Origin of the sequence: Collinsella sp. TM06-3 (assembly GCF_003436395.1) — a bacterium.
GTDB lineage: Bacteria > Actinomycetota > Coriobacteriia > Coriobacteriales > Coriobacteriaceae > Collinsella.
Map to the genome: position 1 here is coordinate 65,921 of NZ_QSPG01000005.1, position 12,957 is coordinate 78,877.

General features: G+C 59.7%; 8 protein-coding genes. All 8 read left to right on the forward strand.

Annotated features, from left to right (window positions below):
* The first annotated feature begins 77 nt into the window (after positions 1-77).
* Positions 78-3,398 (forward strand): Spy0128 family protein, encoded by a 3,321-nt coding sequence (locus tag DXD56_RS03390; RefSeq protein WP_117640071.1) that lies wholly within the window; start codon positions 78-80, stop codon positions 3,396-3,398.
* Positions 3,391-5,061, forward strand: a complete 1,671-nt coding sequence (locus tag DXD56_RS03395) for a SpaA isopeptide-forming pilin-related protein (protein ID WP_158549301.1) — start codon at positions 3,391-3,393, stop codon at positions 5,059-5,061. The genes DXD56_RS03390 and DXD56_RS03395 overlap by 8 nt, the downstream gene beginning before the upstream one ends.
* 114 nt (positions 5,062-5,175) lie before the next feature.
* Positions 5,176-6,948: a SpaA isopeptide-forming pilin-related protein gene (locus DXD56_RS03400; protein WP_158549303.1), complete on the forward strand. Its 1,773-nt coding sequence runs from the start codon at positions 5,176-5,178 to the stop codon at positions 6,946-6,948.
* Positions 6,949-7,560: 612 nt separating this feature from the next.
* Positions 7,561-7,713 (forward strand): hypothetical protein, encoded by a 153-nt coding sequence (locus DXD56_RS10085; RefSeq protein WP_192919544.1) that lies wholly within the window; start codon positions 7,561-7,563, stop codon positions 7,711-7,713.
* A 293-nt stretch (positions 7,714-8,006) separates the two neighbouring features.
* Positions 8,007-8,924 (forward strand): class C sortase, encoded by a 918-nt coding sequence (locus DXD56_RS03405; protein WP_158549305.1) that lies wholly within the window; start codon positions 8,007-8,009, stop codon positions 8,922-8,924.
* 324 nt (positions 8,925-9,248) lie between these two features.
* Positions 9,249-9,560: an Asp-tRNA(Asn)/Glu-tRNA(Gln) amidotransferase subunit GatC gene (gene gatC, locus DXD56_RS03410; protein ID WP_035136890.1), complete on the forward strand. Its 312-nt coding sequence runs from the start codon at positions 9,249-9,251 to the stop codon at positions 9,558-9,560.
* Complete coding sequence (gene gatA, locus DXD56_RS03415) at positions 9,560-11,074, forward strand: Asp-tRNA(Asn)/Glu-tRNA(Gln) amidotransferase subunit GatA (protein ID WP_117640078.1); 1,515 nt, start codon at positions 9,560-9,562, stop codon at positions 11,072-11,074. The genes gatC and gatA overlap by 1 nt, the downstream gene beginning before the upstream one ends.
* Positions 11,074-12,750 carry an Asp-tRNA(Asn)/Glu-tRNA(Gln) amidotransferase subunit GatB gene (gene gatB, locus DXD56_RS03420; protein WP_117640080.1) on the forward strand — a complete coding sequence of 559 codons (1,677 nt, stop codon included), beginning with the start codon at positions 11,074-11,076 and terminating at the stop codon, positions 12,748-12,750. The genes gatA and gatB overlap by 1 nt, the downstream gene beginning before the upstream one ends.
* Positions 12,751-12,957 lie beyond the last annotated feature (207 nt).

Below are 12,957 nucleotides of genomic sequence, written 5' to 3' on the forward strand. Positions count from 1 at the left end.
CGCGAGCAATTATAGGTTGCGCGCCCAAGTTTGATGGTGAAAGAGCAAGATCGCGGTCTCTTGGGGAGGAGACATCGATGAAAGCGAATTCAGACAAATCTAAGCAGAGTAAAAAAGCGACGCGCCGTGTACTGGCAGGCGTTTTGTGCGGAGCCTCCGTTTTGAGCCTGGTACTGTCGCTCGTCATGCCCCCGATCTCGCAGGCCATTGCCAACGATGCCCAGGCAGCTCCTACCGAGGAAACTGTGATGGGGGGGGGTTCCTCAACTGAGTCTACTGATGTAGAAAACACCAACAACGGGGATACCGAAAACCAGAATAGTGACGAGACCGAGGGCGACGAAGCCGACCCTTCAAATGGTGTTGAGCAGGGTCAGCCTGAAGGTAAGCTGCAGGCCGAAGATGGCGAGTTGTCGGATGGCAATGCCGTAATGCTGGCTGCGGAAGGCGGGCAGACTAAAACGGCATCCACTGAAATACGAACAGCTGACGACTTGAAAAAACTGGCAAATGCAAGCGGTGTTGCTAGCTTCAAGCTTATGAATGATGTCGAGACCGGCGAGACAATCGCGCTTAACAAGGACGGCAGCAATATCACGCTGGATTTAAATGGCTGCAAAATTAAGTATACAAGTCAGAGCCAGCCCCTATTCAACATAACCGGCGGCGCAACGTTGACTGTCAAGGACGGTCAGCAAGTTGCCGCGACAGAGACTACGACTTCTCAAACAAATAAATGCGGCAATCTCGCTTTAATGGAATACGATACTTCCAATGGCATTCCGACTGGCCTTACCTACTACGTAACCGAATCGGTCGCAAACGGAACCCGTACAACCGAGACTCTTAAGGCGTATAAGGCTCATGTCAAGGGTGCCATCGTGGCGTGCTCAGGCTCAAAGGACTTGAGGCTCATCGTAATCAATAGCGGTGGCCACCTCAATCTTGAGAGCGGCATGATTACGCAGGATAAAAACAACTGTGTCAAAAATTTGGTGTACGCAGCGGGCAGTTCGGCCATCAGCGTGGACGGCGGGTATGTCTGCGGCGGATATTGTCCGGAGGGCGCCGCTGGTGCGGGTATTTCTGTCGAGAACTCAACTCTTGACATCTCTGACGGCGTAATCGCTGGTAACTATGCCCCCAGTGGCGGCGGCGTTTATGCCCTGAATTCTACGGTAAACATGGTTGGCGGTATTATCTCCGGTAACGGTACAAATGATAATGAAGTCGGTTATGGCGCGGGAATTTGTGCTGAGGACTCTATGGTGACCATTACGAATGGTTACATTACTAACAACAAATATCAGTTCTATACCGATGAAGGACACAAAGGTAACGGTTGTCACGGTGGTGGCGGCATTGCTGCCTTTAGCCACAATCAGGGACAGAAAAAAGGCGGTCTGGTTATTAGCGGCGGCTACATCACGGGCAACTACTCTGCCGAGGCTGGCGGCGGCGTTTATGCTGGCGCTTGGAATAAACCTCTTTCCGGGTTTGCGTTTTATGGTGGAATCATCGCCAGCAATGTGGCGCAAAACTCAGAGGGTGGCGGCATCCGTATCGCTGCGCCTACAGTTGGCGAATTTAATGTGAGCGGCAAGAAAGCCTACATCACTAACAATACGACCAATACCACCAACGACTGGGGCGGCGGTGGCGTATTCGTCCAGGGCAGCAGCGACAACAACGTTCAGCCGGCGAGCCTCAATATATATAACGCGCTGATTACCAACAATCATGCCAGTGGCTTTGGCGGCGGGTTTGCCGCTTGCCCGACTGGTAAGACTGCCATTACCGATACCAATGGCATCGCGATTTTCGGTAATTATGACGGTAAACCTGACGGTAGTGGTTATAACCGATCGGGCGGCACCCACGACAAGAACGATGACGCGGATTGGCGCCCTAACCACGAAGGCGGCGAAATAACTGAAGACTTTAAAAAAGCCGGTCACCAGGATCTTTTTCTTATTCGCGATAGTGCTAACGCTGAATCGCTGCCGTATATCGCTGCCGTAACGGGACAGATGCTTGGTGGTGGAGCTGCCAATTGGTCGGGCACGATCGACAAAACACCAACGTCTATCGGCAAGTACGAGGGCGCCCAAGCTAAGTACATGATTGGCCTTAAATCTGAGCCGATTCAGTATGATAAGGATGCTGCTACTGCGGCTGCGTCCCTCTTCATCACGGGCAACCGCTCCAACATCCACGGAGGCGGAGTCATGACCAACGGCGACGTAATCGCTGGCTCCACCACACAGGTGAACGTGTATCCCAAGATGAAGCTCAACGGCACTAAGGCACTGGAAGGCCGCGCGCTTACTGCGGATGATGCGGGAAAATTCAGGTTCCAACTCTTGGAGCCGGGCGAGAGCGGTGGTGTCCCTAGCTTTAATAATAATGATGATGGCAAATTGCAGCTCAATGGCTGTTCAATAGTTGGCGATGACGATGGGGCCACGAACGACGCTGAAGGTAACTTTGTCTTTGATTTGGGCAGGGTCCACTCCGCTGGAACGAACGTCTACTACCTCGTTGAGGACCCCGGCAACGTTGCGGATCGCGTCCCTGGCGTGGACTACGACCAGACCATCTACAAGATTGAGCTTACAACTACAACCGAAAAGCGGCCGGTGCTGGATATTGATTACATCTACTATTTAGTTACGAATGTAAGGGTTACTAATCTCAAAAATAATGAGGCGAAAACGTTTACTCCGAACAACGGTAGCGATGTCTCCATTAAGATCACCGATGGCAACACCGACAAGACCTTTACTAATGCATACAAACCCAAGGGCTCTTGGACGCCTCAGGTGACCAAGAAGGTTGATGGTGGCGAGATGAAGGCGTTCACATTCGAACTCGCGAACGAGGACGACCCGAACTTCACCAAACCGGAAACGGTAACAATTAATCCTGATCCTGCGAATGTCAAAACTGAAAAAAACGGTAATGCGACGAGCACGGTCGATTTCAAGTCGAAGACATATAAGCTCACGGACCTTAACAATGGTTCCAAGACCTTCACGTACTATGTGCGCGAGAAGTACGAAAGCTCGACCTATCCGCATTACAAGTTTGATCAGTCGGTCTATAGGTTCAAGGTTGTGGCAAAGGATAACACCCAAGGAGGAATCGACTGTGCGGTGACCTACAGGAAGGGAACCGTTGACCCCGGCGGTACGTGGAAAGACACCGATAATAAGGACCACGAGTTTCCCGACACTACCCCCACCTTCACCAACACCTACTCCACATCTTTGCCCCTTTCTGGTATGTCGGGCGTCACTCTGACGTACCTTGCCGGCGCGGCGGCGCTTTGCGCTGCTGCGGCCTGGATGCACATTCGTCGCAAGGCGAATGCGAAGGGAGGCGAGCGTCGTGAATAAGAAAGTTTGCTCCTTCCCGATCTTGTTTGCGCTGCTCGCCCTCTTGATCGGCACCTGCACGGTTGTGTTCCCCGCATCCGCGCAGGCCGCGCCGAGCGCGACCGGATCCATCACGGTGACAGGCACCGTGGCGCGCAGCTACGACGCCTACCAGATCTTTGACGCCAACGTCGTCGATGACGACAACGACGCCAAGATCGCCACCGACCTTGTCTGGGCAAGCGATGCCGTGCGCGACGCCGCGCTGCCTGTGTTGCACAGCGCCGGCATGCCCAATTCCCAGACCACCGCACAGGAAGCTGCCGAGTGGCTCAACACCGATTCCCGCCTTACGAGCGCGCTGAGCGCACAGCTCGCTCGTTCCCTCCAGAGCTCTGGCGCCGCTTCTAGGGCCCTCAACGCGGGCACGGCGGCCGAGCTGCCCTGCGGCTACTGGCTCATCGTCGCCAAAGACGACGCCATCGCCCAGAACGAGGCCGGCACCGCGCCGATCATGGTCCTGGTGGGCGGCAGCGCCGTTACCGTCAAGCCCAAAGCGGCGACCCCCAAGGTGGCCAAGCACGTGCTGGAGGACAGCACCGCCGCATGGCAGAAGGCCGCCGACGCCACGGTCGCCGACGACCTGTACTGGCGCCTCTCGGCCACGGTCCCGGCGGGCCTCACGGCCTACGATACCTATGCGGTGCAGTTCGTCGACACCATGAGCGCGGGGCTCGACCCCTCCAAGGTCGCCGCGAGCATGCACGTGTACGTGGCGGCGGGAGCGGACGGCGGCTTCGATGCCGTTGCCACCGGTAAGGACGGCCGCGCCGGCACCGAGCCCGCGAAGGGCTGGATCGATATCACGGCCCAGTGCGCCACCAAGGTAGCGGCGGACGGCAAGACCTTCACCGTGCGCACCGGCGACCTGATCGCCGCGCTCGGCGGGGCCGACGCCTTCACCGTGGGCGCCCGCGTGGTCGCCGTGTACAACGCGTCGCTCAACAGCGCGTGCAACCACGGCATCGCGAAGGGCAACCCCAACGAGGTTTACCTGCGCTACCCGCGCTCTCCCTTTGCCGACCAGTCCGGCGACGCCGGCTTTACCCGCACGCCGAGCGACGATGCGTGCGCCTACACCTGGGATCTCGCGCTCACCAAGCGCGGCAGCGACGGCGACAAACCGCTTGCCGGGGCGGTCTTGAGCATCACCGACGACCGCGGTCGGACACTGGCGGCCGACGGCACGTGGGATGCGAAGGGCAAGGCCACCGTCATCACGGGCGAGGACGGCCGCGTGACCGTCTCGGGCGTGGACTCGGGCAAGCTGGAGGTCCGCGAGTTCAAGGCGCCCAAGGGCTACACCGCCTTTGAGGGCACGCGCTCCGTGACGGTCAAGGCCGAGGGTCTGGACGTCGACCAGGTGGCCGCCGCCAAGCCCAAGCTCACCATCACGGCCGAGTCGCCCCTGCGCGCCGACAGCGCGGACGGGTCGACGGGCAGCCTGGAGGCGTCGCTCATCAACACGCCCACCGGCACACCCCCTAGCATTACCACCGGAGGCTTTATGCCCTCGACTGGCGATATGGCAATGTACGCCGCGGCCGCCGCAGCGGTCGCCGGAGCCGCGCTCATCGTGGCCGCGCTCCTGGTCAAGCGGGGAGGTGGCAGCCATAAAGAGTAGCTGGCAGCCCCACAGAGAGCGGGGCGAGACGTAGCGAAGTAGATGCTAAGACACAGACAGATGATGACCGATCGAATGAGAACCAACCGGAAAATGGAGGAAAAGAAGATGAGCATGAGCAAGAACATCGCACGCCTGGCAGTAACCGCCGGCCTCACCGCAGCGTTGAGCTTCGGCGGAGTGATGGCACCGGTCACGATGGCGTTTGCTGATGGCACGCCAACGGTGGCACCGGACGGCAATGTAAAGATTGACGAGAAGACCTATACGGATACAACCTTTAAGGGTATCCAGATTTTCAAGGCCAAGGTCACGCAGGATTTTGATGGCGTTAACAACTGGAATGGCGCTAAGACGCTTTCCGACATTGAGTGGGCGTCAAATGCCGTTAGGGATGCTGTGACCGAGGCATTTGCCGATACTAGCGACGTTACAAAGCCCTCCGACAAGGATGCTCAGAAGTGGGCCGACTGGCTTAAATCAAAAACCGAAGGTGATTACCAGTCAGGTACAGACAAGACTACTAAGCTCGATGCCGGAACAACCCTCGACAAGATCGCCAAGGCACTGGAGGACGCCAATATCACTGAAGGGACGAATGAGTGCAAAACGAGCACCGGTGGCACCTTCACTGGTCTGAATACCGGCTACTGGCTCTTCGTGACTAAGAGTGTCGGCAAGAACCCAAATGCTGATGCCGAGCGCAACACGGATACCTTCACTTCGCCGATTTTCGCCGTTGTCGGCGGTTCCACTGAGACCATTGCTCCCAAGAAGCAGGTCCCCACTGTGACCAAGGCCGTAAAGGATGATGCAAAGGGCAGCACGTTTGGTCCATTCGGGAATCCCAACAAGGCCGCTGACTCTCAGATGGACGACTATGTCGACTACCTGCTTACCGGTACCGTTGCGGGCAACATCAACACTTACAGTACCTACAAGTACACCTTCACGGATAAGCTTCCCAACTCCATGACGCCCGAGTTTGAATCTAACGGCACGACGCCCGCTGTCACGGTCAAGATTGGTGATGCCGAGGTCAAGACTGGCTGCTACACCGCCAAGTACGAGAACGATACGATAACTGTCGACTTCACCAATCTCAAGAATTGCACGGACGTGGACGGCGCTCTCATTGCGTTGAACAGTGACTCGAAGGTGACTGTCGAGTACAAGGCCAAGCTCGACTCCACCAAGATCTTCGAAAATGGCAAGATCAAAAAAATATTCAACGGCTTGGTTGGTATAGCCCAGAAGAATATGGTTACGCTAACTTATTCCAACAATCCGCATGCTGAGGGTGTCGGCACCACGGTCGAGCACCCTGCCTATGACTACACCTATGGCATCGATGTCACCAAGGTGGGCTCTGATAACGAATCTAAGGGACTCGAGGGCGTTGAGTTCACGCTGCAGGAGAACGGTGATACGAGCAACTTTATCAAAGCGGACGGTACCAAGACGGCTGATAGCAAGCTGGCCAAGCTGAAGACCGACGCAGACGGTAAGATAAACGTTGTCGGTCTCGATGAGGGCACCTACACCCTTACAGAGGTAACCCCGGCGCCTGGCTACAACAACTCTGCTTCCAAAGGTGTCACGTTTACCATTGCTCGCGGCACGCTTCAGCAGGATGGCACCGCGGTGACTCCCGACAAGGATTCTGCCAACGTTACTGCTGCTGATGGTGTTGTAAAGGCCGGTTCTGCCGCCGTATCTACCGGTAAGCTCAGCTTCACCATCGTCGACCAGGAGGGCACCGGCCTCCCGCTGACCGGTCTTAACGGCGTGACCTTCACCTGGATCGCTGGTGGCGCGGTGCTGTGCATCGGCGTGGCGCACCTCATCCGCAGTCGTAAGCAGGCCGAGGAGTCTGAGCAGGAGTAACGCTCGCTCACCCATCCCTTTGGCAGGTGGGATGTGATGGCCATGAGACTTGCGGACACTTTTCTCGTCCATCGACGTTCTTGCTTTGCCATTCTTTTTTCGGGGCAGACTCCGCATTGGAGTTTGCCCCGTTCTTTTTGGGATAACGCAGCCAGCCTCCACCGTCCGATGCGGGCACGTTCGTCATCGCGTTTCTTGACTCGTATGAGGTTCGGTTTAAGGTCCGTAGGCGCACGCGCGGTGCGGACGGTAGAAGGCAGTTGCGCCGCAACAAGCGCAAATAAGAATGCCCGGGGGTAGGATCCCGGGCATTTAACAACGTCGGAAACTGGTCGCCCGCGCTCCTAAGTACTTACGCGGGGTGCGTCGTTTCCTATTGACATTGTATCCCGAATCGCCCAGCCGATCTGGGACATTTTGAAAACGCAAACACGTCGGGCAAACCCGGACAATGCGGCCAGGCTCTGCTGGACGAGGAGCCGTGTGTGTAACTATCGAACAAATGTTTGTCAAAATCGCGTTTACCGGCTGTGGGTGTATGCACTCGCAGTAAAATACCCTTGCGACGCATTCCGTGCGCGGGCGGCCGACGACTCGATCGGAGGTCCCCAAATGCTGAAATTCCTTAACGCGCTCGCCGCCCTCGCGGCGGTGGGCACGTTCGTCATCGCGTTTCTTGACTCGTATGAGGTTCGGTTTAAGGTCCGTAGGCGCACGCGCGGTGCGGACGGTAGAAGGCATTTGCGCCGCAACAAGCGCAAATAAGAATGCCCGGGGTTCGGAGCCCGGGCATTTAACAAAAGCTGAAAACTAGGCCGTCCGCGCTCCCAAACATTTACGCGGGGTGCGTCGTTTTCTATTGATATTGTATCCCGAATCGCCCAGCCGATTCAGGACATTTTGAAAACTCAAATGCTGGCCCAAGTCGCGCCCAACTCGCGCTGCGCAATGCTGCCAGGCTGCGTTGTTCGGCGCATGAGCTCGCTAATCGGCTATTATTTGTTTAGACAACTTGAGTTGTAGAGGAGTGACCGGCGATGGTGCAGGGCGCCAAACATATGAAGAGCAATAACGCCGCGGACAACGGCGGCTCAAGCCCTCAGCCCAAACCTCAGCCCAAGCCCAAGCGTCGCCGCAAGCGACTGCCTCGCTGGGCCGACCGGCTCATCACCATCGTCATCATCCTTATTGGCGTGGGCCTTATGACCTGGCCGTGGATCTTGGACCGGCTCGAGGCCTCGGGCGTGTTCGACCAGATCAGCACCGTGTCCAGCACCGTGGACGCGCTGTCTGCCGAGGAGCGCGAACGCATCCTGCTCCAGGCGCGCTCCTTTAACGAGCAGCTTGCGGGCGAGGCCGCCGAGCTTCCCGCCGACCAGATCGAGCCCTACGCCCAGCAGCTCATCTTTGACCGCGACCCCATGATGAGCTGGGTCGAGATCCCCTCCATCGACGTGAGCATGCCCATCTACCACGGCACGAGCGAAGAAGTCCTTATGGCGGGCGTCGGCCACCTGGAGGGCACGAGCCTGCCGGTGGGCGGCACCTCGACGCATTGCGTGCTCACCGCGCACTCGGGTATGCGCAACCTGAGCATGTTCGACGACATCCACTCGCTGGAGCCCGGCGACCTGGTGCTGCTGCACACCATGAACAAGACGCTCGCCTACAAGATGGTGGACTCCGAGGTGGTGCTGCCCGAGGAGATGGAGTCGCTGACCATCGAGCCCGGCGCCGACAAGGTGACGCTCGTCACCTGCACGCCCTACGGCGTGAACGACCACCGCCTGCTGGTGCATTGCGTGCGAACCAAGTACAACAAAAAGGACGTCGACAAGCAAAAGTCGCTGGCCGGCCGCCACTGGGGCAAGCGCGAGTTTGCCGTGCTCATCGTGGTCGTAGCCATTGTGCTGTTGCTGCTGGACATCGTGATCCACGCGGTCCGCAAGCGCCGCAAGGCCAAGGCCTCGGCATAGGACATCGTTCGGAACCACTACAAAGGGGACGGGCGCCTTTGCGGTGGTCGGGACTTCCAAACCATCACAACATTCGATGAAAATCGCGATTTTGGCGAAAAGTGTCGAATGTTGTGATGGTCTTCGTTGAGGGCGGGACGGTTTTCGCTATGGGCGAGACGGTTTTCGCTATGGACGGTGCGGTTTCGCTGCAGAACCGCCAGTCCGCCGCCTACCAACCGTCGCCCTCGTTACGTTTTCGCTGCATTTGGGTAAAGCACCTGCTCCAAGCGGCGTTGCCTTGTATACTAGAGCGGTTTAACTGTTATGCGGAAGGGAGCGCCTATGGCACTCAGCGAGAAAGACGTGCGCGGCATCGCCGAGTACGCAAAGATCGCACTGACCGATGACGAGCTCGCCCAGATGACGTCCTACATGAACGATGCCGTCCAGATGCTCGAGCCCGTCTTGCAATATGACTTGCCCGACGTGGAGCCCACGTTCCATCCCATCGGAAGCCTGTCCAACGTGATGGGCGATGACCTGCGCGAGCCCGAGCGCGACCTGCCGCTCGACGTCGCGCTCGAAAACGCTGGCAGCGCGCGCGACCGCTACTTCCGCGTGCCGTCCATTTTGGGAGAGGGGGAGAGCGAGTAATGGCGCAGAGCTTCGATTCCCTTACCGCCGCCCAGATCGCCGCGGGCGTTGCCGCCGGCGACTTTACCGCTACCGAGGTGGCCCAGGCCTCCCTTGCCGCCATCGAGGCGCGCGAGGGCGGGGTCCAGGCCTTCCTACAGGTGTCGCCTGAGCTCGCGCTCGAGGCCGCCGCGCGCGTGGATGCCGACCGTGCCGCCGGAAAGCCGCTGCCCCCGCTCGCGGGCGTGCCGCTGGCCATCAAGGACAACATGAACCTCGTGGGCACGCGCACCACCTGCGCTTCCCGCATGCTCGCGGACTACCGGAGCGTTTACACCGCCACCTGCGTCCAGCGCATGCTCGATGCCGGCTGCCTGCCCATGGGCAAGGCCAACATGGACGAGTTTGCCTTTGGCAGCTCCACCGAGAGCTCGGCGTTCCACCGCACCAACAACCCCTGGGATACCGAGCGCGTGCCCGGCGGCTCCTCGGGCGGCTCCGCTGCCGCCGTCGCCGCGGGCGAGGTCGCGCTCTCGCTGGGCTCGGACACCGGCGGCTCCATTCGCCAGCCGGCGAGCCTCTGCGGCGTGGGGGGCTTTAAGCCCACGTATGGCGCCGTGAGCCGTTACGGCGTGGTTGCCTTTGGCTCGTCGCTCGACCAGGTGGGCCCCTTTGGCCGCACGGTCGAGGATGTCGCGCTGGCCATGAACGCGCTTACCGGCGCGGGCCATGATCCGTACGACTGCACCAGCCAGGATTGCGCCGTCGACTTTACCGAGCATCTCAACGACAGCATCGAGGGTAAACGCGTGGGCATCATCCCCGCGTTTATGGAGGCCGAGGGCCTGACGCCCGAAGTCAAGGCCGCTGTTCAGCGCGCCGCCCAGGAGCTGCAGAACCAGGGCGCCGAGCTGGTCGAGGTCGACCTGCCGCACCTGGACGCCGCCATCGCCGCCTACTACGTCATCGGCCCGGCCGAGGCGTTCTCCAACCTGGCCCGTTTCGACGGCATTCGCTACGGCTATCAGGAGGAGGGATGCGCCAACCTTTCCGACCAGAGCTCGCTTTCGCGCGCCCACGGTTTTGGCGCCGAGGCCAAGCGCCGTCAGATGCTCGGCGCCTACCTGCTGAGCTCGGGCGTGTACGACAAGTACTACTACGCTGCGCAAAAGGCCCGCACGCTCATCACGCAGGACTACGACGCCGCGTATGCCAAGGTAGACACCATCCTGATGCCCGCCTCGCCGCGCACGGCCTTTAAGTTTGGCGAGATCAGCGACCCCACGCAGATGTACCTCTCTGACCTGTACACCATCTCGCTCAACATCTGCGGCAACGGTGGCATCTCGGTGCCGCTGGGCCTGGGCGAGGATACTCAGCTGCCCGTTTCTGCTCAGCTGGTGGGGCCTGCCTTTAAGGACCGTCAGCTGCTCACGTTTGCCCGCGCCCTGGAGCGCGGCTTTGCCGATGCCGCCACGGGTGCGCCCGCGCTTTCCGTCGCGCCCGATTTTGCCGGGAAGGGAGGCGAGCTGTAATGAAGGAGCTTTCCGAGGTCCTGCAGGATTGGGAGGCCGTGATCGGCCTGGAAATCCATACCGAGCTCACCGCACTCGATACCAAGATGTTCTGCAACTGCAAGCTCAGCCACGATGATGAGCCCAACGCCAACGTGTGCCCGGTGTGCCTGGGCCTGCCCGGCGCCCTGCCGGTGCCCAACAAGCGCGCCATCGAGAGCATCGTCAAGGCCGGTCTGGCCACCAACTGCGAGATCCAGCGTCACTCGATGTTCTACCGCAAGCACTACTTCTATCCCGACATGGCCAAGAACTTCCAAACCACGCAGGGTCCGGTCGCTTTTGCCATGTACGGTCACCTGGACCTGGACGTGACCGGTCGCGGTGCCGCCGAGCGCCCCGACTGCGCGTTTGGCGAGGCCGAGGCCCAGAGTCTGGCGAGCGCTTCGGCCAACGCCGAGGGCCTGTCCACGTCCATGACGTCGACCATGCGCGAGGGCAATCAGCGTGCCGGCCATCTGGCCAGCTATGACGCGTCCAACCTGCAGATGCCCGAGCGTCGCGAGGACGGTTCCTACACGGTGCCCATCCGCATCCTGCGCATCCACATGGAGGAGGATGCCGCCAAGATGGTCCACGTGGGCGGCGCCGAGGGCCGCATTACCGCCGCGGCCGAGTCGCTCGTCGACTACAACCGCTGCGGCACGCCTTTGATTGAGCTCGTGACTGAGCCCGACTTGCGTACGCCCGAGGAGGCTCGCCTGTTTATGGAGAAGCTCCGTCGCATCTTTGTGACGCTGGGCATTTCCGACTGCTCCATGGAGAAGGGTTCCATGCGCTGCGACGGCAACGTGTCGCTGCGCCGCCGCGGCGAGACCAAGCTGGGCACCAAGACCGAGCTCAAGAACCTCAACTCGTTTAAGAGCCTGCACGACGGCCTTGCCTACGAGATCTGCCGCCAGGCCGAGGTGCTCGAGGAGGGCGGCATCATCTACCAGGAGACCCGCCACTGGGAGCCCAGCCGCAAGCGCACCGTGGTCATGCGTGTGAAGGAAACGGCCGACGACTATCGCCTGTTCCCCGATCCCGACTTGGCACCGTTCGATCTGGACGACGAGTTCATCGACCGCTGCCGAGGCGAGATCCCCGAGCTGCCCGATGCCAAGCGCACCCGTTTTGAGGCCGACTTTGGCATTAAGACGGCCGATGCCGAGCAGATTGCTGGCGACCCGGAGTTTGCCGAGTTCTTTGAGGCCGCCGCTGCCGGTATGGCCGGCAAGGAGGCCCAGACGGTTGCAAACTTGCTGGTGAACGAGATGATCGCCTACCTTAAGGGCGCAGGCGTGTCGCTCGCCGAGTCCGGCATCGCGCCGGCTCAGGTGGCAGCCCTTGCCAAGCTGCTGGCGACCGATGCTATCAGCTCCAACCAGGCGCACGAGGTCTTTGAGGCCATGGCCCAGACCGGTGACGACCCCAACAAGATCGTCGACGAGCGTGGTATGCGTCAGGTGAGTGACGCCGGCGCGCTGCAGCCGATCGTGGACGAGGTGCTGGCAAACTGTGCCGAGCAGGCGCAGCAGTACCGCGACGGCAACCAGAAGGTCATCGGCTTTTTGGTGGGCCAGTGCATGAAGGCGAGCCGCGGCAAGGGCAACCCGAAGCTCTTCAACGAGTTGCTGAGAACGTCGCTCTCGTAAACGGGAACCGAGGGGCCCCGGCAGGGCGGGCGCTTCCTCAAAATTTCGAACAGTCCTGCGCAAGACGAAGGCCACATTAAGTGGCCTTCTTTGCGTGCGGAACTTATTTTGAGCAAGCACCCGCCCTGCCGGGGCTCCCGGGTTCTGCAACGACTCGGCCGTTCGGGTCAGGCGGGGCTGATAGGAATAGAGTGAATGGGGGGGGCG